At 48.8% G+C, this 23520-nt stretch carries 17 protein-coding genes; 12 read left to right on the forward strand and 5 right to left on the reverse strand.

Annotated features, from left to right (window positions below; translation table 11 throughout):
* Positions 1-121: 121 nt before the first annotated feature.
* The 4 genes from ACFRAM_RS18245 to ACFRAM_RS18260 all read left to right on the forward strand — a co-directional run bounded on the left by ACFRAM_RS18245 (position 122) and on the right by ACFRAM_RS18260 (position 3900).
* Positions 122-796, forward strand: a complete 675-nt coding sequence (locus ACFRAM_RS18245) for a response regulator transcription factor (RefSeq protein ID WP_379467071.1) — start codon at positions 122-124, stop codon at positions 794-796.
* Entirely contained in the window at positions 793-2139 is a 1347-nt protein-coding gene (locus tag ACFRAM_RS18250) for a HAMP domain-containing sensor histidine kinase (RefSeq protein ID WP_379467072.1), read from the forward strand. The genes ACFRAM_RS18245 and ACFRAM_RS18250 overlap by 4 nt, the downstream gene beginning before the upstream one ends.
* A gap of 106 nt (positions 2140-2245) precedes the next feature.
* Entirely contained in the window at positions 2246-3169 is a 924-nt protein-coding gene (locus ACFRAM_RS18255; protein WP_379467073.1) for an ABC transporter ATP-binding protein, read from the forward strand.
* The gene (locus ACFRAM_RS18260; RefSeq protein ID WP_379467074.1) at positions 3166-3900 is read left to right on the forward strand and encodes an ABC transporter permease; all 735 of its coding nucleotides are present in this window, start codon (positions 3166-3168) and stop codon (positions 3898-3900) included. Before ACFRAM_RS18255 ends, ACFRAM_RS18260 begins: the two co-directional genes overlap by 4 nt.
* Before the next feature lie 221 nt (positions 3901-4121).
* Here the strand turns inward: ACFRAM_RS18260 and ACFRAM_RS18265 are convergent, their stop codons facing one another.
* Entirely contained in the window at positions 4122-4592 is a 471-nt protein-coding gene (locus ACFRAM_RS18265; RefSeq protein WP_379467075.1) for an Imm30 family immunity protein, read from the reverse strand.
* Positions 4593-4751: 159 nt separating this feature from the next.
* Here ACFRAM_RS18265 and ACFRAM_RS18270 point away from each other — a divergent pair, with 159 nt between their 5' ends.
* Positions 4752-7850 (forward strand): hybrid sensor histidine kinase/response regulator, encoded by a 3099-nt coding sequence (locus ACFRAM_RS18270; RefSeq protein ID WP_379467076.1) that lies wholly within the window; start codon positions 4752-4754, stop codon positions 7848-7850.
* Positions 7851-8019: 169 nt separating this feature from the next.
* Here ACFRAM_RS18270 and ACFRAM_RS18275 read toward each other — a convergent pair whose 3' ends face one another.
* Entirely contained in the window at positions 8020-9153 is a 1134-nt protein-coding gene (locus ACFRAM_RS18275; RefSeq protein WP_379467077.1) for a response regulator, read from the reverse strand.
* A gap of 282 nt (positions 9154-9435) precedes the next feature.
* Between ACFRAM_RS18275 and ACFRAM_RS18280 the strand changes: the two genes are divergently transcribed.
* Together ACFRAM_RS18280 and ACFRAM_RS18285 are read left to right on the forward strand one after the other, a co-directional pair.
* A complete protein-coding gene (locus ACFRAM_RS18280; protein WP_379467078.1) occupies positions 9436-10260 on the forward strand; it encodes a DUF6492 family protein in 825 nt (274 codons plus the stop codon).
* Between the two features lie 45 nt (positions 10261-10305).
* Positions 10306-11661, forward strand: coding sequence for a sugar phosphate nucleotidyltransferase (locus ACFRAM_RS18285; protein WP_379467079.1), 1356 nt, complete (start codon positions 10306-10308; stop codon positions 11659-11661).
* Between the two features lie 123 nt (positions 11662-11784).
* Here ACFRAM_RS18285 and ACFRAM_RS18290 read toward each other — a convergent pair whose 3' ends face one another.
* Positions 11785-12648: a Cof-type HAD-IIB family hydrolase gene (locus tag ACFRAM_RS18290; protein WP_379467080.1), complete on the reverse strand. Its 864-nt coding sequence runs from the start codon at positions 12646-12648 to the stop codon at positions 11785-11787.
* Between the two features lie 306 nt (positions 12649-12954).
* On the opposite strand from ACFRAM_RS18290, the gene ACFRAM_RS18295 reads away from it, so the two are divergent.
* A complete protein-coding gene (locus ACFRAM_RS18295; protein ID WP_379467081.1) occupies positions 12955-14196 on the forward strand; it encodes a DUF445 domain-containing protein in 1242 nt (413 codons plus the stop codon).
* Positions 14197-14411: 215 nt separating this feature from the next.
* Here the strand turns inward: ACFRAM_RS18295 and ACFRAM_RS18300 are convergent, their stop codons facing one another.
* On the reverse strand, positions 14412-15530 hold the full coding sequence (locus ACFRAM_RS18300; RefSeq protein ID WP_379467082.1) for a glycosyltransferase family 4 protein: 1119 nt from the start codon (positions 15528-15530) through the stop codon (positions 14412-14414).
* Between the two features lie 186 nt (positions 15531-15716).
* Here ACFRAM_RS18300 and ACFRAM_RS18305 point away from each other — a divergent pair, with 186 nt between their 5' ends.
* Entirely contained in the window at positions 15717-16496 is a 780-nt protein-coding gene (locus tag ACFRAM_RS18305; protein ID WP_379467083.1) for a YheC/YheD family protein, read from the forward strand.
* Between the two features lie 24 nt (positions 16497-16520).
* On the opposite strand, the gene ACFRAM_RS18310 is transcribed toward ACFRAM_RS18305, so the two are convergent.
* Complete coding sequence (locus ACFRAM_RS18310; protein WP_379467084.1) at positions 16521-17336, reverse strand: hypothetical protein; 816 nt, start codon at positions 17334-17336, stop codon at positions 16521-16523.
* A gap of 291 nt (positions 17337-17627) precedes the next feature.
* Here ACFRAM_RS18310 and ACFRAM_RS18315 point away from each other — a divergent pair, with 291 nt between their 5' ends.
* The 3 genes from ACFRAM_RS18315 to pulA all read left to right on the forward strand — a co-directional run bounded on the left by ACFRAM_RS18315 (position 17628) and on the right by pulA (position 23490).
* The gene (locus ACFRAM_RS18315) at positions 17628-20813 is read left to right on the forward strand and encodes a PAS domain S-box protein (RefSeq protein ID WP_379467085.1); all 3186 of its coding nucleotides are present in this window, start codon (positions 17628-17630) and stop codon (positions 20811-20813) included.
* Positions 20810-21448 carry a C39 family peptidase gene (locus ACFRAM_RS18320; protein WP_379467086.1) on the forward strand — a complete coding sequence of 213 codons (639 nt, stop codon included), beginning with the start codon at positions 20810-20812 and terminating at the stop codon, positions 21446-21448. The genes ACFRAM_RS18315 and ACFRAM_RS18320 overlap by 4 nt, the downstream gene beginning before the upstream one ends.
* Positions 21449-21525: 77 nt before the next feature.
* Positions 21526-23490 carry a type I pullulanase gene (pulA, locus tag ACFRAM_RS18325; protein ID WP_379467087.1) on the forward strand — a complete coding sequence of 655 codons (1965 nt, stop codon included), beginning with the start codon at positions 21526-21528 and terminating at the stop codon, positions 23488-23490.
* Positions 23491-23520 lie beyond the last annotated feature (30 nt).

Raw genomic sequence — 23520 nt, forward strand, 5'->3', positions numbered from 1 at the left:
AATTTAATATTCATTAAGCAAAGATACCTTTAAAGCAAACATTTCCAATTATGCAACTGTGATGTAAAATATATGAAAAGAAAGCCGGGGTTATATTAAATCTAATAAGAGGGGCGAAAATGTGAAGAATCGCATTTTATATATTGAAGACGATATTGAAGTAGGGGATCTTGTTGCACGCGATCTACAGAATAGAGGATATACTCTGACATGGTTGACTTGCCCAGATAAGTACCTTGATTATATCAAAACTACAGATATTGTTATTTTAGATATTATGATGCCGGGCCTGGATGGATTTACGATTGGGCAACGGATTAAACTATCAAATCCAGATCTTCCAATTGTATTCCTCTCAGCCAGAACAGCAATTGAGGATAAACTTAAAGGGCTTGAATATGCGGAGGATTTTATAACCAAGCCTTTTCATCCGGATGAACTTGCTGCGAGAATTGAGATCCTACTTAGAAGATTTGACAAAATTAAAAAGGAGATCATTCAATTAAAGCATCTTGAGATTGATTTGAAAGTCAATCGTATCCTCAATACGGAAACAAATGAAGAAATTATTTTGACAGAAAAGCAGCATAAAATATTTCATCATTTTCTCAAACATCCTAATCAAATTTTAACGAAAGAACAAATATATGAATACATCTGGAATCAAGAGTACTTTGAAGGTGATAAGACGTTAATGGTACATATTCGCTATTTAAGGCAGAGAATCGAAAAGGACCCTCAGAACCCAGAAATCATAGAGACTATTCGTGGAATCGGTTACAGGGTGAAGCAGTGAAACTGTCGACCAAATATTTAATTATCATTGTCATGTCAATGTTTATTCTTCCAGTATCTTTTATAGGAGTTAATTTTCTTTATTATTTCACATTAACTAAGATAATAGTTCATCCTCAGCAGACCTACTATGACCCTAAAGAACTAAAAAGCGAGTGGATAAACGTAGTAGATAGGCTTCAGGGGCTTCCTGAAGCTGAAATTATCTCTGGATTAAGATTGGCGATGCAGTATAAAGATTCCCAAGTAAGCTGGTTAGGGGAGAATGGCCAGGTATTCATGTCAGAGCCTGATCCTAGATGGAAACAGACCTCATGGAGCATTTTCGATGCATTTGAACTTGTCGATCAAGAGAAAGAGAATGAGCTGTTCACTATTGTTAGATTTCTAAAAGGGCAGCAGGCGGAGGGATACGTACTATTAGAGGTACCCAAGCATCTTATTGGTTCGCAATGGGAGAGTGTGCGGGATAAGTATTACTATTTATGGTTTGGGGCAATGGGAATCATTTGGATGTTTTTTGTGTTTGTGTCATGGTTTTTTTTCAATCAGCTCCGTAAGCGTCTTGTAGTTATGCAAAAGAACATGGAAACGGAGTGGGAGAGTGGAATTCCTGAGACTGTGGTCGTGGAAAAAGAAGATGAGATAGGCCAACTGGAACATTCGTTTAATCGAATGGTGGAGCAGTTAAACATAAGTAGGGACAAGGAGCAGCATGAGATGGAGCTGCGCAAAAATCTAGTGGCTAACTTATCCCACGATTTAAGAACACCCTTAACAATCATCCAGGGTCATGCATTTAGAATCGATCGGACAAGACTGTCAGAGGAGGACGCGAAATCACTTGAAATCATCTATGATAAAGTTGATTTTTTGAGCGATCTCATTGACAATCTTTCGTCGCTAACTTTACTTAATGCAGGGAAATTACCGGTAAATATACAATCTACTGATGTGCGTAGAATTATCAGGACTTCAATGTCAGCATGGTATCCAATTTTTGAACAAAAGGGATTTATAGTTGAAGTTGAATTAATGCATTCCATAGTATGGGATGTGGACGAGGTATGGTTAAAAAGGATACTGGATAATCTTTTTCAAAATATTATACGTCATGCTGCATCCGGCAAATATGTCTATGTGCAGTGCTCCAAAACTGTTGAATCCGAAGTCCTTATCATAAGAGACAAAGGGCCAGGCCTTCAAGCAGTTTCACAGTACAAAGGAATTGGTATTGGACTTTCCATTGTGAATATAATGCTTCAGCAGTTAAATCTTGACTATAAATGGGATACAAGTGATAAAGGAACAAGTATCACCATTTTCAAGAAAAGTTCCACCTAATCATAAATTTTTAAACTATTTTTAAACCAATATGTACTCTGGTTTTAAATTAACTTCCCTATACTAAAACCTAAGTAAGTAATTAGGAACAAGGGAGGGAACTATTGTGGCGGAACTACCAGCAGATTTATTGCAGATAAGAGATCTAAATGTGAATATTAAAAAAAACAATATCTTGAATAATGTTAATTTAACTTTCAAAAGAGGAAAGATTTATGGTTTGCTTGGACCCAATGGTGCGGGTAAAACAACCTTATTAAAGGTGCTACTGGGTATATTTCATCCGTCGTCAGGATACGTCCTTCTAAATAATCATGATTTGTATCAAAATGCTAGTAAAGAGGCTATTCGAAACATAGGAGGCATTATTGAATATCCAGGTTTTTATGAGAATTTGACTTTGTATGAGAATTTGAATTTACATTTGCGTTATATGGGCCAGGATACTTTATGCTATGACGTTGATGAGTTGTTGAAGCTTGTGGGGCTGCATGAACATAGAAATAAACTTTTTACACAAACCTCATTGGGGATGAAGCAGCGTTTAGGCATTGCAAGATCGATGGCACATAAGCCCCAGTTGCTTCTTCTTGATGAGCCTACAAACGGTTTGGATCCGTTAGGCATTAAACATGTGAGGGAGATGTTGATTGGCGAGGTGCTTAGAAATGGAACTACGGTAATTATATCGAGTCATATTCTTAGTGAAATTAACCTTATGGCAGATGAATTAATAATAATGAATCACGGTGAAATTATATTTGAAACAAAAAATATGAAGAGCAATCAGCCAATTCATCTATATAAAATACTGACATCACATACCTTGAATCAACACATTCTCCAAATGATATCTGAGCAGGTTATTTATCAAGATCAGGGGTATGCTGAGATTACATCAACGCTTCCCAGGAATGAGTTCATGCAACTTATAGAAGAGAATGACATAGAGATTACTTCAATTGAAGTAAACGAACTGTCCCTGGAAGATCTTTATTTTAGACTCATATCAGGAGGGCAGGCCTCATGAGTATGCTAGTTAAGAATGAATTATTGAAGCTTAAACGCTTAAAGTCAGTTTATATAATCTTTATTCTGAGCTTTCTTCCCTATGCGATTAATACCATAGGTCTTTTAACTACTAACAAAGATATACCAGATGATAGGTATTACTTTTTTGTATTCAATCAATATGCAATTTTGTTTCCGACAATAATTTTTATTTTTACTGGTTTTTTATTTTATACGGAATTCAAAAACAAGACCATGTTGAATTGGGTCTCGTATCCTTTCCACACCTTTAAACTCATCCTATCCAAAATGATCTCCACATTTATTCTACTTTTCTTATTATCTTTGCTGAACCATCTGGTGTTGCTGGGTACCCAATGGATAGTTTTTGGGGAGGGCGTGAGCTTGTATCAATCAGGTTCATATTTGTTAGCTTCCTCGATGTTTTCAACATTGAGTTTACTAATTATTCCAGTAGCTGCTTTATTAGCGATTACGTCAAAAAGCATAATTGGTGTAATGATTGCTGGGTTGGTTTCCATATTTTTAACAACAATGCTGCTCGGAGCTGATATCTCTATCTACTTCCCGTTCTCGTATATCTATCGATTAAGTATTCGGTTCTATGATTCAACGTTCGTCTACTCCTCTGAGAAACTACAGTTATGGGGAGCGGTGATACTAGCAGCTTATGTAGCAATCTCTACACAAGGTTTGTATTTATACTCAAGAAAATCTCGCATTTACTAAGGGGGATTTAATATGGAACAAATAGTGTTTATCATTTCAATTCTTTCATTGGCGACAGCTTTATGTTTGTTCATAGGTCGGGTTTTGACAAGTGGTTTAGGCAAAGCGTTTGAGATGAAAAGCAAATCGACGAAGTATATGTTATCGAGTTTTGTTCTGTACATCGTCAGCTTCGCATTATATTTTTTTATAAGTAATTCCTGAAAGGGAAATCACCCGCTCTATCCGGAGCGGGTGATTTTCCCCAGAATCTCGTTCACATGCCGCTCGAATAACTTGGGGCGGTCTTCTTTGATTTCCTCCAGCAAAAAAGACAGCACCGTTTTGACCTGTGGGGACATCCTTGCGGCAATATCGGCGTATTCGCTACGGCAGAAGTCGTCCTTTAAGATTCTTTTATTCAGCACAATCGCCCAATCCCGGGCCGGTTCCAGCATGGCAGGCAGCGACTCCAGCAGCTGGGTTAAATACATCTCCGTCTGGTAGCTCTCCACAAAATGAACAAGGCTGAACATGACTTCCTCTTGCTCTGTTTCATCATCAAACACTTTGAAAATTTCATGTATGATTCTATCCTCTGTATCCCCTGCAAGGCCCTCCAGCGCACGGTCAAACCGCTCGCATTCCAGCTCCGTGCGAAGCAGCCGATTCTCGTAAAGCGTGGCAATGCCGGGGTGTAAGTTATCTTTCAAGGGTATGACTCTCCTTCTCTTTACATTCGAATAAATCCACAATTACATATCTTTTATTTTAGAAGCCACAGAAGAAAATTTCTACCTTATTCAGTAGTGCTGGGATACAATATTATAAGATTAGTCGATAGTTTATTTTACTGTGCGGGAGCTTGCTACATGGATAAAGGCATAGTCTATAAAGTTGCATTGTTGCTGCTGGGTATAAGTTTGTTAGGATATTTTCTGGTTCAATTCTCGTTGGCCGGGGCCGGTACCAAGCTCAATGCGAAGGCAGGATATCTGGATTTAAGAGACTGGGATTTTAAAAAAAACGGTAACGTAGAATTGACGGGCGAGTGGTCATTCTTTTGGAATGAGCTGCTGACGCCTGATGAACTCCGTACCGCTGCTTCAGATGAAGACATCATCGAGGTTCCGGGAAGTTGGAATCGTCATCTTGAGGAGCAGGGAGTTATGCAGTCTACCGGGTATGCCACTTATCGTCTGAGACTGCAATTAGATGATCATCAGGAGGGGATGTACGGCATCCGAACCTCCAATATCCGAATGGCGAACCGCATTTTTGTTAACGGAGTAGAGATTGGGGCTAGCGGAGCTCCGGCTTCGGAGGAAAGCGAGGACCGGCAAGGCAACGTTCCTTATGCAAGCTTTTTCACGTTATCAGGGGGCACGTCCGAAATTGTTGTCCAGGTATCTAATGCGCTGTACGCTTCAGGGGGAATGATCTATCCGCTGCTGTTCGGAGAGCAGAACGATGTCTTAGGTGTAAGAGAGCGCAGCGTCTTTAAGGATGGCGTACTGATCGCTGGTTTTTTTGTACCCGCTGCCTATTTTCTGATTATATACCGGTTACGAAAACAAGAGCGCTCTACGCTATATCTGGGGCTATTTTGCCTCTCCGTGATTCTCTATATGATGACACACGGGGAGAAGTTATTGGAGATGCTTATTCCGTCATTACCTTACACGGTTTTGATGAAAATACAGCCCATCTGCTCCACACTCGGCTACTATTTTCTGCTGCTATCTGCGTTTGAGCTAAATCCCCAGGCGATTCATAAAAGAATTGTGCAGGGTGCGCACTGGCTTATGGCGGTCGTGGTATTTTCAGCGCTGGTGCTGCCCATGAAGACGTTTTTCAAATGGGATATTCAGATGATCGGGCTCGGCTTTTCGATGCTGCTGTTTGTGATGTACATTATGGCCAATTCGATTCGGACGCACAAAGCGGATGCTTTCTATATGATCATGAGTATGCAAAGTATTTTTGCGATTGTTGCGATCAGCACGATGCAAGTTCTGGGGATGTATGACGATCAAGTCCTCATTCCTTTTGAAATGCTGATCTTCGTTGCTGCACAGGCACTGATGTTTGCCAGAAGATTTGCGGAATCGGTCCGGGAAGTCGAGGCGCTGTCAAGCAAGCTGCTCACGCTGGATGGGCTCAAAGACGAATTTATGGCCAATACGTCCCATGAGCTGCGTACACCACTGCATGGCATGATCAACATCGCGGAGTCTATGCTGGAGAGTGCTGCCGGGAATGCTGACAGCGAGAAACAGGCCGAGAACCTGGCAATGATTGTGGCGACGGGCAAGCAGCTTTCCTCGCTGATTAATGATATTTTGGATTTTTCCAAGTTAAAGAACGGAGAGATCACGCTGCACAGGCGGTCTGTAGACCTGCCCTCTGTGGCCCAATCCGTAGTGGAAGTGATTCCTTATCTGCTCAAAAGAAAACCGGTGAAACTCGTACAGCAGTGGCCAGATCAGCTGCCTTTGCTGGATACCGATGAGGATCGGCTGAGACAGATCCTGTACAATCTGCTAGGCAATGCTGCGAAGTTTACGAGCAAAGGGCAAATTACGCTTTCGTCACATGCTGAAGGAGACAATGTCGTAATAATAATAGAGGATACCGGCATAGGGATTGAAGCGGAGCGGCTGGAGACGATCTTTGATGCATTTGATCAGGGTGGAGATGCGGTTCATCGCGATTATGCGGGGACGGGGCTTGGACTCTCCATTACCAAAAAGCTAGTCGAACTGAGCGATGGGCGAATCAGGGTGGAATCTGTGCCGGGCCAAGGCTCACGATTCATTGTGTACCTGCCTTCCGCGAAGACAGTTTCGCTGCCAGTGCCAGTCGTTTCGGACAAGCCAACGAAGCTTGTTGAATCGATGGAATCCGCTGGTGTATCCATTCGGTCCGTAGAAGCGCAGGAACGGCGGGCAAGCCGGGAGAGGGAGACTAAGGACGCTGAATACCGGGTAATGGTTGTCGACGATGACCCCGTCAATTTGCAGGTGCTGATTAACTTGCTGGAGGTTGAACATTATGAGGTAGCCGCGTTTAGCGGGGGGGAGGAAGCGCTGGCAGCCTTGAGCGGCGCGCAGTCTTTTGATCTCGTCATCACAGACTGGATGATGCCGGGCATGTCAGGGCTGGAGCTTAGCCGTTCCATTCGTGAACGGTTCATGTTGTCAGAGCTGCCGGTGCTTCTGTTAACGGCCCGAAGCCGGCCGGAGGATATCCGGATTGGGTTTGAGGCGGGAATTAATGATTATTTGAGCAAGCCGGTGGACGCCGGAGAGCTAAAAGCGAGAGTGCGCACACTCCTAGAGCTGCGTCAATCGGTGCGAACGGCGATTCAATCTGAGTTGGCTTTCCTTCAGGCCCAGATTAAGCCGCATTTTCTATATAATGCTTTGAATACTATTATCGCCTTCTGCCCAACTGAGCCGTATCAGGCAATGGATTTACTCATTGAGCTTAGTCAGTATTTGCGCAGCAGTTTTGATTTCCGCAATCGTGACCGATTGATCTTGCTGGACAAGGAGTTGGAGCTGGTTCAATCTTACCTGGCACTGGAGAAGGCAAGATTCAACGAGCGTCTGCAGGTCGAGTTGAATCTTGAGGGAGACCTGAAGCCGATGATTCCGCCGCTTAGTATACAGCCTTTGGTAGAGAATGCGATTAACCATGGCATTATGAAAAAAGAAACTGGCGGAGTGGTTAAGGTTTCTGTAAGCCAGAGCGACGACCACATACGTATTGAAGTGACGGATAATGGCGTCGGTGTGACCAAGGAACGGTTGTCGCTTGCATTATCGGATAGTGAGGGCGGTAGAGTAGGTATGAAAAATATCAATCGCCGGCTGTTGATGCTATACGGTGAAGGTCTGCAAGTAGAAAGTGTGCCGATGCAGGGAACAACGGTTAGCTTCCGCATTCCGGTGAAGCGAAGACAATAGGACTTGAGTGTAGTGGATTCAATGGTTTGATTCAATACAGGCAATCGGCTGCCTGGAAAATATCAAAATGCAAAAAACACGCTACCTTCTCGAAAAGAGATAGGTAGCGTGTTTTTCAATTTGTATCCGGAGAACAGCAAATTGATCGCTCTCCGGACTTTTTTAGGGACTATTGTTGCTTAAGGGATTGGTAAAGCGCAGTTGTCTCCGGATCGGGCTCGATACCAAGCTCCTTGTTCAGCATCTCTGCGAATGAATGATAGTGGGTTTGCAGCAGTTCGTAATCTCTCAGACTGGCACAAGCCTGCAGGATTTGCCGGCAAATCTCCTCAGAGTAGGGGTCCTTATCCCGGGCGGACACCAGCCTCTTGATCGCTTGCGTCTCATGGCCTGCTGCCGTTTCTTCCCTGGCGATGGCGAGTACTAATTCAATGTATTGCTGCCTCAGCTGCTCCTGTCGTGGCTTGGCCCACCAATAGTCGTGCTCCTCCAGGTAGTGCCCTGAGTAGAGGCGAAGCGCACTGTCGTAACGTTGTGATGAAGTATTAAGAGAAGGCGCCGGATCCTTCAGAATTCTCTCCAGCTCCTGCACGAACAGTTCGACATCGGTAGCCGTTCCTTCCAGTGTTAGCCGATAACAGTCCTGCGCAAATTCGATCCCGGCGCCCTCGTCCCATTCCCGCAGCAGCTTGCGAATCTGATAGATGGAGGTATGCAAATGGGTCAATCCTTTGTCAGGAGCATAGTCTGGCCATAAGCTGTCCAGCAACAGGTTTTTGCTGACCCATTGTCCTTTGCTATGGAGTAAAAACGCGAAGAGCTCTTGCGCCTTGGAGGTTCTCCATTTCAGTTTAACACCAGGCGTCCTACCACCCCGAAGCTCCAGACGGTGAAAGCATAGGATGGACGGCTCGTAATCCGTCTGCGTAGCAAGAGACAGAGCGTCGCTCTTACGGTGATAAATATCTAACATGCGTGTAACAGTTTTGGCAAAGCGGCCAGTGCTGACAGGTTTGAGCAAATAATCAAGGGCATTTAACTCGAAGGCTTCGACGGCATACTCCGAGTATGCAGTGACGTAGACGATACGAATGTCCGGATCAAGCTGCAAAATATATTCGGCGGCCGCGAGGCCGCTCATCTCAGGCATGCCGATGTCCAGAAAGACAAAATCAACTTTGCAAGTAGAGAGATACTCCAGGCTTTCTCGTACGGTCGTAAAGGCACCGATAACTTCGATCCGTCCGTCTGCCTTGATCAGTCTCTCCATTTGGATTAGCGCAGCCTTCTCATCATCAATCAATAGGGCTTTCATCTCGGTTGAAAAGAGGCTCCTTTCACAGTATCTTCATGAATGAAATTTGATGTTATCGTGAAGCCGGATTTGAGATATTGTTCATAGACAATCGCCAGTGGCTAGAATTATACGATAATTCGCCCGTACTTGATATGGGGTTTAATGGAAAAAAGAGAACTTTTCTCTTGTATCTATATAGGGAGAACAGCCATCTTTTTGTCGAGCCCATTCATTCCTTAACTGGCGTTCATATCCTAAAAGCAAAATGATAAATCTGGAGATGAACATATGTCACTGCCAAGTAAAGCAGGGATCTCACAAGCGGCCAAGATTGATGTGCTGATTCCAGCAATCGAAAAGGATTTGGCGACCTTACCCCATGTGGTGAAAGCTGTTAGAACCCATGTTAAGCATCCCATTGGGCGAATTCTCATAGTTGCCCCGCGAAAGGAGCGCTTGCTCCATTTTTGCCGGGAGCACGGCTGTACCTTTGTGGATGAGAATACAGTGCTTCCTCTTACGAAAAAAGACATTCATTACCGCTCACGTACCTGGGAGCGTTCCGGCTGGCTGTTTCAGCAGCTGCTGAAGCTGAACGGCGACAAACTCTGCAAGGCCGATTACTTTCTTGTTATCGATGCAGATACGGTGCTGATTACTCCGCACCGGTTTCGTCAGAACGGCCGCACCGTATTTTTCAGCCGAAGCTGGAGCCAACCGGAGTATTTTGTCACGTACAAAAAGCTCATGGGCCGCAAGGCCAGCGCACCGTCTTCGCTCGTTACTCATTATATGCTATTTGAGCGGAGCAAGCTCTCCCGGATGAAGAAAGAGATCGAAGCCCGGCACGGCGTGCCCTGGTACTCCGCCATCCTCCGCAGTATGAACCGGAGTAAGCAATTTGCCTTCTCAGAATTCGAGACCTACGGCAATTACGTGTACCAGAGTGACCCCGGCGGAATGCTGATTCGTAAGGCGCGCAACAAGGGTTTGCACCAGAACGCTGGTGGGGTCTCCCAGGCGGAGAAGACAAAGCTGGCCAAAAGCTACAGATCCTTGTCCTTTCATAAACGCAAAGGATATTCCCGATCATCGCAGGCCAGCCGCCACTGAATGAAAGTGACGGCTGCCTGACATCAGAGATAAGGAGGCGTCAATGTGCGGATCGTTCTCCTGTCCGGAGGCTCGGGCAAGCGGCTCTGGCCGCTCTCCAATGAGATCAGGTCAAAGGTATTTCTGAAACTGCTGCGTTCTGAAACGGGCGTCATGGAATCCATGCTCCAGCGGATGTGCAGAGAGCTGGACCGGGCCGGGCTGCTGTCCTCCAGCTGTATCGTAACGCACGAGTCCCAGGTCGATATTACCGTTAGTCATGTCGGCGAGGGAATTCCCGTGCTTGGCGAGCCGCAGAAGCGGGGTACCTTTACAGCCGTAGCTCTGGCAGCCAGCTACTTCTATTCCGTACTCGGCGTTGAGCCACAGGAAACGGTGGTAGTTCTGCCGGCTGATGCTTATGCTGCGCCGTCTTTTTTTCAGCTCCTGCGGCGCTTTCCGGATGTGCTTAGAGAGGGGGCGGCAGAGATTGCGCTGATCGGTAGCGTACCTAGGTTTCCCTCCGGGGAGTTTGGATATATAGTTCCGCAGGCGGGAAGCCCGGGCGGGAGCTATTATCATGTAGATCGCTTTGTCGAAAAGCCTGATCCGGACACAGCGCAAAAACTGATTGTGCAGCAAGCCCTGTGGAATTGTGGTGTCTTTGCCTGTTCGTTGTCTTTTCTCCTGAACAGTCTATCCGAACGGGGGATCGAACTAGTATATGACAGGCTGCTGGAGAGCTACGACAACCTCCCTCGGGAGAGCTTTGACCGTGAGGTGCTGGAGCATTCGCGCCATACGGTAGTAATCCCGTACAGCGGCAGCTGGAGTGATCTGGGGAGCTGGGACAGCTTATCAGCCCATCTGGAGCAACAGGTTACTGGCAAAGGCAGCGTCTCTCCCGATGCGCACCAGACGTATCTGGTGAATGAGCTATCCCTGCCAGTACATGTTATTGGCCTGAATGGTGCCATTGTGGCGGCTGGCCCGGACGGCATTCTCGTTGCGGACAAGAACCGGGCCAATGAAATCAAGACAGCACTTGGGAATAGTTATTCCGTGCCCAGGTACGAAGAGACCCGCTGGGGGACCTCTGTTATTTTGGACGAAGACCCCAGTAAAGATGGACCTGTGACCGTAACCCGAAAGCTGCAGATCTATCCCGGCAAGCATACCGAGTATCATTTCCATCACAGGATCTCCGAAGTATGGACAGTAGCAGAGGGCACCGGGAAATATATATTGGATGGGAATGAGTACGCTTTATCCACTGGTGACATTGTGCAGGTTCCTGCAGGGGTGGGACACGCGATCCAGGCGATGACCTCGCTCACACTGATTCAGATTGAGACGGGTGGACAGCCGGGAGAAGTGGATTGTGTAAGATTGTCTCACGGATGGAGCATCATAGAGGATTAGCAACAGGCGGCCCGGTGGAAGGCTATGGAGTAATGAAGGTGCGGGTGTGAAAAGAGGACCGGGCATGAATGCCCGGTCCTGTCATGTAGAAGAGATTCTGTAACGAGTGCTGGTGCTGCTCCGTTATTTTTTATTTAAAACATGCTGAATTCCTGCCGCTACCCCATCTTCATGGTTGGTCAATGTGATGTGATCACAGTTCTTCTTAAGAATCGGTGCGGCATTTGCCATGGCAATACGGTAGCCGGCAGCCTCGAACATCGGCAGATCGTTATAGCTGTCGCCCATAACAACGGTTTGCTCCATGGGAATACCGTAATGAGCGGCCAAAATGGCCAGGCCTGAGCCCTTGTTGGCCTCTTCATGGTTGATTTCAATATTATTGACATGGGAAGAAGTGATAATCAAGCCAGGAATGGAAGCAAATTTCGTAGAAGCTTCCTTCAGCAGCTCAGGTTTGAGCGAGAAGGCCAGTGCTTTATATATGACACTCTCTTCCTTGCTCCAGACTTCCTCCATGCTCTCCACATAGGTTACGGCTGCCTGCCGGAACTGCTGATCGATAACGCCCTTCAGCAGCAAGCGCAGTTCTTCAGGCAGATCGTCGCCGCCTTGTGCTGACAGCTTCTCCAAGTGTACGCGCTTGTTCAGCTCCACGTAGACGTTGTCTTCCGTATAAATCTCGTAATATAAGTCAGGGATCTCGTTCATCCAGCGCAGCGCCGGGATAACATCTTCCTTATGCAGCGGCTTGCTGGCAGCAAGCGTCTGGTCCTGCAGTGTGACTACAGCGCCGTTTAGACTTACCACCGGTAATTCCAGCTCGGCCAGCCGAAGCTGCTTTTCTGCATCCATATACGAACGTCCTGTAGCAATGATAACAATATGGCCAAGATTTTGAGCCTGTACAATAGCATCGCGGTTTCCTGGACTGATATTGCCGTTGTCGTTCAACAGGGTGCCGTCCATATCCAAAGCAATCAGCATATTCTGGCTCTCCTTTAACGTTAGTAGTCCCTGTTAAGGGCGATAAAAGTATTAATGATAGTTTATCACTAATTTCCTGAAAACTAAAAATCCATTTTCATCAAGAGGAAGGGGGTTGACCGCCTGATCTGCTCAGGGGGCACTGACAGGTACAGAAAGGGGAGCAATCGTGGTACAATGATGGATAAAGCACTGATAGGCCGGAAAAGGTCGCCAGTCCCTTGCCTTTTTTCGGCTTGAACCGGCGGCCTTTAGCCTGCAAAGGAAACCGGCAGGTTGTCTATGCTGTACCCAAGGAGGACCTCTATGAGATCTAGACATTTAGCTACAATATCACTCGCCGTTATGGCGATCGGCTTTCTGGCTACGCTGTTTCTACCGGAGAACCTGGCTGTTATCCTGCTGAGAGGCGGCTTTGAAGCCGGACTGGTAGGGGGGATTGCGGACTGGTTCGCAGTGACAGCGTTGTTCCGTCATCCCATGGGGCTGAAGATTCCCCATACCTCCCTGCTGCTTAAGAACCGGGATAAAATCATCCAGTCTCTGATCCACGCGATGGAGAACGAACTGCTTAATAAGAAGAGTATCGAGGACAAGCTGCGGAAGTTCGGCTTTATCACTCTCGCCTCTCGCTTGTTGACTAGAGTGTTCAGCCGGAAGAAGGCCCGGCAGGAAATGCTGGAGCAATTGAAGAGTATCGTGCTGAAGGTACCTGCCGAGAAGGCCGTTCCTTATCTGCAAAAGGCGGTCGCCAGCTACCTCAGTCAGGCTGATCTTGGCACCGCAGCTGATGTGGTCTTGAGTAAGCTGATGAAGGACGGCAAGGATGTGGCCGCACTCGACTTTGCGCTGCAGGGCGTGTCCTCGTGGACCGCACGCCCGGAGACCAAAGCGATGCTGGGCAAGCTTGCCAGCCAGAAGCTGTCTGAAGTCAAGCTGGGCGGCTTCAAGGGCATGGCTTTCCAAGCCTTTGTGGGATTTGTCGATGAAGAGATGCTCGGCGATATGCTACAGGGCATGCTGATCTCCGGGATACGAGATTTTCAGGAAGAGGACAGCCCTTACCGCGAAGATGTCATCCGTGAGATCCGCACGGCACTGTTCCAGCTTATCGGTGACGAGGAGCGTCTGACATCCTTGAAGGCGTGGGCGGTTGAACAGGTAGAAGGTGCATCGGCCAATGGCTTCATGGTGGCCCAACTGGAGCTGCTGCGCAGCAAGGCTGTGGCGCTGCTAGAGGAAGAACAGGCGACAGGTGGACGCAAGCTGTTCGCACTGTATGCGATGCTCACCCGTCGTATCCGGGACGAGCAGCAATGGATTCAAGGTTGGGAAACGCGTGTACGTGATTCTCTGATTGCCTTTGTAGAAGCCAATCATTACCGGATTGGCCTGCTGGTGAAGGAGAATCTGGACAGCATGGACGATGCTAGTCTGGTGAATATGCTCGAAGAGAAGGTAGGTAAGGATTTGCAGTGGATTCGGGTTAACGGGGCATTATGCGGCTTTGTTGTAGGGCTGGTTCTTACCATAATCCAGTTGTTCTGACCCTAGTCTTTAATAAAGGAAATTAGTTGAGCAGTGAATGCAATCCGGGAGTAGCTTAAATGAGCGCCCGGAGAGCTTCGCTGCTTTTTTTGCTATATCCGGACAAGTGAATCTCATTCGCCAGCAGCTGAAGTGGTTTACCGGCGCAAGCAAGGTAAGCCGGTTTGGGACTGCGTCAGCCGTATGCGGCTAACCTGAAGTCACCCTAACCGGCATTATTCTATATGCTGCTTATCCTCGCTGCAAAAGCCGTGATACAGCACCTCTAACCGGTCTGCGGTGTGCTGCCACTCAAAGGTCTGCAGCGCGTCGCTGCGTCCCTGTGCCCCGATCCGGGCGGCTAATACGGGATCGCGCGCCAGCCGCAGCAAATACCTGGCGAAGGGCAGCGCCTGCGTATAGCGCTTCACAAGATAACCATTATGTCCGGGAACAATGATCTCCCGGATGCCGCCATTGCTGGAGGCGACGACTGGCAGTCCGGAGGCCATGGCCTCGACGTTCACCAGGCCGAAGGATTCATGCCGCTGGGAAGGGCAGACGAAGACATCCGCGGCTTGGTATAAGCTGTGGATGTCTTCGTGAGGGACGCTGCCAGGAAAAGTGACCGGCACGCCCAATCGGCGGGCGAGCTGTCGCAGCCGCCGGATGTACGCCGGCTTGCCTCTGCCGGCGACGATCAGATGAGCGCGGGTGTGCCGGTTCAGGAGGGCGACCGCCCGGATCAGCACCGGCACACCCTTGCGCGGAATGATCCGGCCGACGAACAATACGGTGAAGGCCGGAGGGAATCTATGGAGCCCCCACAGCCTCAGCCGCTCCGGCTGTGATACGGGGGCGAACCGGGACAAGTCCGCGCCTAGCGGGACGACGTCAATGCTGCGCTTTATGCGCGGGAACCGCCGGGCCAGCCGCTGCTGCAGAGAGGCGCTGTTGGCCACAATGAGATCGGCCCGCGCTAACCGGGCGGCCGTCTTGTCCGAGGCCGGCACAAAGGTCAGAGAATGGAGGAAGAGCACAGCAGGCGTCAGGGGTTGCTTTTGCTTCACTGCAGCTAGCAGATACGGGCGATTATCCACCTGAAATATATCGAAGTCTTTGCCTTCGATATATTTCAGAACCGAGCTGCGATATCTGGCCGGGCTCCCCGCTGGCAATCGCACGATTTCGACACGGGCCAGTTTTTCGGTATCTGGCAGATTCGGCATGCTCCGGCTGACAATGGTCACCTTGTGCTTCTCTGCCAGTCTCTCGGCAATGGCCCAGATGCAGATTTCTACCGAACTGTCCCCAGGCACCGGAAACTGTTCCGGTGCGATGATACAAATATGCATGTTCCCATCCCTCCTGTCCTCTGCTCCCTCTCGCTCTTTTACCATATGCAGTCTGTTGGGCTGAAGATACAGATTAGGCGCGGAGAGGGCGATCATCCCATGCGAAGCGTACAGTGCCCGAATACAATGCAAGGGCGATCATGTTTGAGCGAATGATTCTGACTTAGAACAGGGGAGAGGGCTGACTTGGGAACGAAGCATAGAACAGGATTGATGAGCAAGTGGATCAAGACCAAGGTGTTGCTGCAAAGTCCGGAGATTTCGCCGCTGATTCCGGATACCCAAAGATTCACCAAAGCAAGCCTGCGGAGTATGCTGCATAAGTATGGCATGGTCTATGTGAAACCGATCAACGGCACTTATGGTAAGGGTGTCATGAGGGTGGAAGTGAAACGGGGCTCGACTGGATCAACCTATCAGTACCAGAGCGGAACGACCATTCGTACCTTCGGAGCCTTCGATGCCTTCCACCTTTCGCTCAAGAAAGCAACCGGCGGACGGGGCTATTTGATTCAGAAAGGGATCGAGCTGCTGAAGCATAAGGGTCTGCGCTTTGATCTGCGGGTCATGGTCCAGCTCAGTCCGAAGGGGAAATGGGAGACAACAGGACTGATTGGCAGGGTAGCTCAGAAAGGCAAGATTGTTACGAACTATCACAGTGGTGGCAAGCCAACAGCGATTGAGACACTGCTGGCCCCGCATCTAGACAAGGCTCAGCAGGGAGCAGTCATAAAAAAGCTGGAGAAGTTAGGGCAGGATACCGGACGCTTCTATCATAAGAAATATCCCGGATTTAAGCAGGTTGGCGTGGATGTTGGCCTTGACCGGAATATGAAACCATGGATTATTGAGGTGAATACTAATCCCGACCCCTATATTTTCAACCAGCTTAAGGATAAAAGGATGTACCGTAAGGTGATGTCGTATCGCCGTGCTCATGATAAAGCAAAGACATCTAAGAAATAAGCCGCGCTTTCCTATGCTGCCGGTTTAGGATGCCAGCTGGGTTTTGGCAGTAGCGATGACGGCAGCCACTTTCTGTTCCGACTCGATGATTTTTTGCTTGGCATCCGCAAGCTGACGATACTGGGAGGCCATGGAGGACAGGGACTGTGAAGTCAGGCTGGCGTTCTGCTTGCGGATAGCGGCCTTGAAATCACTCCAGTCGGCGGTTAGCCGCTTGTTCAACGCGGAAACGACACTTTTCTGTGCCTTAATCGTCGATTGAGGGTTATCGATCCCGCTTAGGGTCTTGCGGACCGCCGCAGTCTTCTTGGTACGGGCGTCCTTGGCGGCACGTAGTTGTGTTTCTTTGGTGCGGATGTCCTGACGTGCGATCTGGACTGCAATCTTCATAACGTCCGCCTGGGTCTTCAGCACGGCATTAAGATCCTTGTCCTTCAGCTTCTTCGCAAGAGCTATCCTGTTGTTAAGTGCACTGTATTGGTCGAACAAAGGTTGATAACGTTGCTTCAGCTTAGCGGCCTCTCCCTCCAATCGGCTCACTGTTGTGAGGTCAATCTCCTTGATTTGCTGACGTATCGCTGCCAGGGACTGCTCGTTATTGTAATGCAGGGACCGGATATTGCTCTCACGATTGTCATCTTGCAGCTTTAGAACAGATAGCTCGCTGTATAAGCTGTTCATCTTGGTTCTGGCTGATCCTTCTGCTTTGGCCGTTGTCAGATCAAAGGCGGTCTTCACCGAAGGGGTAAATTCAATAGCGGGAGCCCCGAAGGCGGCGGCAGGAAGCAGCGGCAGCAGCAAGAGTGAAACGACCAGCGTGATAATAGCTTTGAGGTTCATTAGGTGTGTCCTCCTTTATAGTTCCCCATTGGACGCAAAAAGCACCCGCAGCAAAGGCACTAAGCCTTTGTTACGGGTGCTTCCGTCGTAACAGGTCACGAATAATATGTTGCTCTCATTGTAGTTTTCGAAGCCCATAAAAGTCAATGATTTCAATTGAAATTATTCTCTCTTTTTCTTGTTTAAGGTGATGGTACCAGATTTCTTTCCCTGTCTCTATTGACGTATACTGGGGTTAATAGAGAAAGAGAGAGTCCGCTGAAACAGGCTCATGATGAAGGAGGCCCATTGATGGATTACTTCTTGGCAGAAGACCCCAATATACTGAATCAGGCGTTCATGAAGTCCCCTGTAGGAATGGCTATCCTTGCACCTGGAGGAAGCGGCTGGCTGAAGGCCAACCCGGCTTTGTGCAGGCTGCTGGGTTATCATGAGACCGAGCTCCACACCTTGGATTTTTTTAAAGGGAATAAGAAGAATGGAGACAGGACCCTTTTGTCCTTTCAGGAGATTATAGACGGTCTTGAGGCGTCTGCTGACTGTGTGTTGGAGAGAGAGCTGCGTTTTCTTACCGGTAAAGGAAGGTATATTTGGCTCTCTCTGACGTTCGCTCGCATAGAGAATGGACAAGCATCTTCAAGTCTGATTCTCTATGTCCAGGATATCACGGACCGCAAAATCGCCGATCAACTGACCGTGGATAGCAGTGATTTGTACAATTTGTTTATTAAAGATGAGCAGAATCTTATCTCGCTGACTCTACCTGACGGAACGCTATCCTTCGTGTCCCCTTCCAGCTATTCGCTCCTCGGTTACCGTCCGGAAGAGATGATTGGTACGAACCGGCTGGATTATTACCATCCCGATGATGCCGAAGAGATTAGACGGTACGGCAAATTTCTGGAGAGCGATGCAGTTGCCCGCCGTGTGCGCCACAAGGATGGTCATTATGAGTGGATTGAGACAGCCTTTAAGGTGAGACGGGACGAGAATAACGAGAGTACTTATATTCTGGGTATCGGGCGCAACGTGACTAAGCGCAAGCAGAATGATGAAGCGCTGGTGACAGCTCAAAGAGTGGCCCGGATCGGTTCCTGGATTTGGGAGCTGTCCAGCGATCGGTTGAATTTATCGGATGAATTGCTGCGAATGCTGTTATACCCACTGGATAAGGAAAACATGTATTATGATGACTTCAGACAATTTGTGCATCCAGAGGACAGGGCTTATGTGAATGAGACCGCTCAGAGAGCCATAGCACAGGGGGGATCAGGAGAAGCTTCTTATCGCTTATTACTGCCGGATCACCGTGTTGTTGGCGTGCATGTCCAGTGGGATGTCATCATGGGACCAGGCGGAAAGCCGGTTCAATTAATAGGAATGATGCAGGATATCAGCGACCGGCTGAAGATAGAAGAACAGCTGCGGCAGAGTGAATACCATTTTCGGCTGTTGTCCGAAAGTTCCCTGGATTTAATCTCAAGGCATGCAGTCAAGGATGTCACCTACCTGTACTGCTCTCCGGCCAGCCGCACATTGCTGGGGTATGAGCCGGAAGAACTGACTGGCACGAGTGCCTACGATTATGTTCACCCCGATGAGCTGGTCATGATAAAAGGGTACATGGAGAAAGGCCTGAGTACTGGCGTTCTTCCGGTAATCACCTGCCGTTTCCGCCGCAAGAACGGGAGCTACGTCTGGGTGGAGTCGAACAGCCGGTTCATCTATGACAACACCGGGAATATCGTGGAAATCATCTCGGTGGGACGCGACATTACGGAACGCATACACCATACTGAGCAGATTGAGAAGCTGAGCAATGAACATACGTTGATCCTAAATGCGGTTTCTGAGGGTATTCTCCGTCTTGATCCGGAAGGAAGGGTCACGTTCATCAACCCTGCAGGAGCGGCTATGCTGGATTTCCAGCAGGATGAGATCATTGGCCGTGCTTACCTGAAGCATATCCAGCAGAGTGCGTATGACGGAGTTAACTTTGGTCCGCAGGAGTCACCGTTAATGCAGGCGATTCGGTCTGGTATATCCCATGACAGCAAGGATGCGGTCTTATGGCGCAGAGATGGCTCCAGCTTTTTGGCTGAATATCAGGTGACACCGTTGTTCAACCAGGGAGAATGTGTTGGATCCGTGTTGGTGTTCCAGGACATTACAGACGAGAAGGAGATTATCCGGGCCAAGGAATCTGCAGAAAAGGCCGATCAGGCTAAATCGGAGTTTCTGGCCATCATTAGCCATGAGCTGCGTACCCCGATGAACGGCATTATGGGTATGACCGATTTGTTGTCGGAGACCGAGCTTAGTGAGGAACAGCGTGGATATACCGACATCATCAGCCAGAGCAGCGATTCCCTGCTGTCTATTCTTAATGAGATCCTTGATTTTAGCAAAATCGAGGCGGGCAAGATGACCCTTGTTGATGAGCCGGTATACCTTCATGCCGTTATGGACAGTGTAACGGAACTGTTCACACCCAAGGCGCTGGAGAAAAACATCGTCCTGTCCTGTCATATCGACGGCGACGTTCCGGCAGTAATTCATGGCGACGCAGCCCGGCTGCGGCAAGTACTGGTCAATCTGGTCAGCAATGCGGTTAAATTCACCGAAGTGGGCCAGGTTGTCATGCATGTGGAAAGAGAAGCGTGTTCCAGCAGCCACAAGCTGCTTCTGAAGTTTAATGTCAGAGATACGGGAATTGGTATTCCCGCATTCAAACAGCATCAATTGTTTCAATCCTTCTCTCAGCTCCATCCGTCGATTAATCGCAAGTATGGGGGAACTGGACTTGGACTGGCGATCTGCAAGAAGCTGGTGGAACTGATGGGCGGAGCGATCGGGGTGGAGAGCAGTGAAGGGACAGGGTCAAATTTCTATTTTACCCTGCCACTCGATACCGTTGGCGATGGCACTCACAGTCATGACAACGGAATAATCTTACCGGATACACAGCACTGGGTTGGATCTTCCGCGGAAGAACTGGCTACGAATATAGCATCAGAAGAAAATGTCGGACTGTCGGAGGAATCTGAGGAGATTGGATGGCTGCCGGGAAGTTTAATGCTAACCGGACCCCAGTATGGGCCGTTGTCTATTCTAGTTGTCGAGGATCATCCGGTGAATCAAAAACTGCTCCTGACGATGCTTGAAAAAAGAGGATACAGTGCTGATCTCGCTGAGAATGGGGAACAGGCGGTGGCAGCAGTCATGCAGCAGTCGTATGACCTTGTCTTTATGGATGTGCAGATGCCGGTTATGAGCGGTTTTACGGCAGCAGCCCTCATTGCGGACAGAGTTCCGGCAGAGCGCCGTCCTTACATCGTGGCCGTGACCGCTTTTGCAGGACCAGAAGACCGCGAGCGTTGCAAGGCAGTGGGGATGCACGATTTTATCAGCAAACCGTTCGTTTCTTCTGAGGTAGAGCGGATATTGCGGGAGCACAGGGAAAAGATATCCTTATGAAGCATGAAGTTACTTCACGCAGGTTGAATATAGAGCCTTATTCGCAGTGGGAGCAAGGCGTGTCCTCGCCGGGCTCTGCCTGCGGTCCGGCGACAATGGCTGCCATACTAGAATATTGGAGCCGGCATATGGACTTGACAGGTGTTCCGGTGCTGGGTAAGCAGCATTTTGGCTCCAAAGCGGCACAGATTAACCACTTGTACAGAGGCTATGGCGGCAGGCCTTGGGGGATGAGCGTTCGGGGGTTTGTAAAGGGCATTCGGGCTTTTCTGCGCGCAGAGGCGGGGGATAACGGTCAGGGCAAGCTGACTGCGCAATCTTATGTATTCAGGGATTGGGAAAGCTATAAGGCCGAGATTAATGCTGGGCGGCCAGTAGCGATCAAATTCGACAAATGGACAAGTCTGCGCTGGAGGGGACAATATCTGTATGATTATCACTGGGTGGTCGGCATCGGATATGAAGAACCTTATGGCAGCAACACCCCCTCTCTAATTGTTCATGATAATGGCAGTCGGTACAAGGATGGCGCTACTACACCTGGCGGAGAATGCCGGGTGGATTATCAGGCCAACCGTGACATTATCACGATGGTGGGTCTGAACCTTACCTTTTTCCAAGATAAAGAAAATTAATTCAATTCAAACGTTTGCACTACGCTCGTAATCAGATTATAATATCCAGTTATTACAGGGTAAAGGGGAGCGTTGCTTTGGCGGTACAAAGAGAAGGGAAAGAGCCTATTCATTATGGTGACCCGGTAGAGACTGGCGGGGTTTCTGTCTTTGAGCAAGGATTTGATGAGTTGTTCAGTTATGACGGAGATGATTTAGGATTGACTTATGCACAGGATCGCTCGGTGTTTCGGCTATGGGCTCCAACCTCGCAGGAGACGGAGCTCGTCCTTTACGAATCATGGGAAGACGAGACTTCAGGTAGTCGCCTGCCCATGACCCTTGATAGTAGGGGAACCTGGACAATTGCGGTTGAAGATGACCTCGCAGGCAAATTCTATACCTACCGCGTACGCATCGGCGGACAGTGGAATGAGGCGGTTGATCCTTATGCCCGAGTTGTGGGCGTGAACGGCGACAAAGGCGTCATTTTGGATCTAAGGGAGACCGATCCGGAGCGGTGGACGGAGGATAAACCACCGCTAAGCCATCATATTGACGCGGTCATTTATGAACTGCACCTGCGGGATTTGTCCATTCATCCGGCCAGCGGCATTGCTCATAAGGGGCAGTATCTGGGTCTTGCCGAAGCAGGCACACGCGGTCCAAAAGGGATTCTTACAGGGCTGGATCATATAGCTGATCTCGGTGTGACTCATGTTCAGTTGCTGCCTTTTTATGATTTTGCCACCGAAAGTGTAGACGAGACCAAGTCGGATCAGGCCCATTATAACTGGGGATATGACCCTAAGAATTATAATGCTCCTGAAGGCTCTTATGCTACAGACCCCTATGTCCCAGGTGTCCGGATTACCGAGCTGAAACAGATGATTCAGGCCCTGCATGATCGTGGCTTACGTGTCATCATGGATGTCGTCTACAACCATGTTTATGATGGTTATCGCGTGAATTTCACGAAGCTGGTTCCGGGATACTATCTGCGCTACAAGCCGGATGGCAGTCTGTCCAACGGCAGCGGATGCGGCAACGATACGGCGACCGAGCGGGCGATGATGTCCCGTTTTATCGTCAATTCTGTTCTCTACTGGGCCAAGGAGTACCATATTGACGGCTTCCGGTTCGATTTGATGGGTCTGATAGATGTGGGCACGATGGCGGAGATTCGCCGTCGCCTGGATGAACTCGACCCGTCGATCCTAACCATTGGCGAGGGCTGGGTCATGGATACAGAACTGCCTATGGAACAGTTGGCCAACCAGAACAATGCCGATTTGCTGCCGGGTATCGGGCACTTTAACGATGGTTACCGGGATGCGGTCAAAGGAAATATCTTTCTGTACGATCAGCCGGGGTTTATTAGCGGGAAGTCCGGACTGGAACAGGCGGTGAAGACGGGCATTACCGGAGGGATTGTCTACAGCCAGGATATTGGACAATTTGCTGACGAGCCACTGCAGTGTGTGAACTTTGTGGAGTGTCATGACAATCATACCCTGTGGGATAAAATCGTACTGTCCACAGAGGATGTCAGTGACGAACAGCGGCGGGCCATGCACAGGCTGGCTTCAGCTATGGTGCTTACCAGCCAAGGGATCGCCTTCATCCATGCGGGGCAGGAATTTATGCGCACCAAGGACGGTATTGAGAACAGCTACAAATCCCCGGTGGAGATTAACTGGCTGGACTGGGAACGCTGTGCAGCTTATCAGGAAGATGTTGCTTATATGAAGCAGCTCATTTCTCTACGCAGATCTCATCCGGCCTTTCGGCTACGGAACGCGGAAGATATCCGCAGTCATCTTGTGTTTGAGAAAACCCCCGCCGGGGCAGTGGCTTACACCCTGCGAGATCACGCGGGAGGGGAAGCTGCAGAGCACTTATACGTCATTTATAACAGCCTCCCTGAAGGAGTCTCCTGCAACTTGCCTGGCTTGGGTAAGTGGGAAGTGCTGTTTGGCGGCGATCTTGTAAGCAAGCTTGCGGGCGACCGGCTGGTTACTCGTGGTACCGGAATGGTTGTACTTGCGGTACAACAGGCTTGAGGCAAAAAAACAAACAGAGAACAGATAGAT

This window comes from Paenibacillus sp. NPDC056722, from assembly GCF_042790635.1.
GTDB lineage: Bacteria > Bacillota > Bacilli > Paenibacillales > Paenibacillaceae > Paenibacillus_AQ > Paenibacillus_AQ agri.

Excerpts from the sequence above, each read along its gene's own strand:
- ACFRAM_RS18260 (WP_379467074.1), top strand. The coding sequence starts at position 3,166 with ATGAGTATGCTAGTTAAGAATGAATTATTGAAGCTTAAACGCTTAAAG.
- ACFRAM_RS18270 (WP_379467076.1), top strand. The coding sequence starts at position 4,752 with ATGGATAAAGGCATAGTCTATAAAGTTGCATTGTTGCTGCTGGGTATA.
- ACFRAM_RS18280 (WP_379467078.1), top strand. The coding sequence starts at position 9,436 with ATGTCACTGCCAAGTAAAGCAGGGATCTCACAAGCGGCCAAGATTGAT.
- ACFRAM_RS18290 (WP_379467080.1), bottom strand. The coding sequence starts at position 12,648 with ATGCTGATTGCTTTGGATATGGACGGCACCCTGTTGAACGACAACGGC.
- ACFRAM_RS18295 (WP_379467081.1), top strand. The coding sequence starts at position 12,955 with ATGAGATCTAGACATTTAGCTACAATATCACTCGCCGTTATGGCGATC.
- ACFRAM_RS18300 (WP_379467082.1), bottom strand. The coding sequence starts at position 15,530 with ATGCATATTTGTATCATCGCACCGGAACAGTTTCCGGTGCCTGGGGAC.
- ACFRAM_RS18310 (WP_379467084.1), bottom strand. The coding sequence starts at position 17,336 with ATGAACCTCAAAGCTATTATCACGCTGGTCGTTTCACTCTTGCTGCTG.
- ACFRAM_RS18315 (WP_379467085.1), top strand. The coding sequence starts at position 17,628 with ATGGATTACTTCTTGGCAGAAGACCCCAATATACTGAATCAGGCGTTC.
- ACFRAM_RS18320 (WP_379467086.1), top strand. The coding sequence starts at position 20,810 with ATGAAGCATGAAGTTACTTCACGCAGGTTGAATATAGAGCCTTATTCG.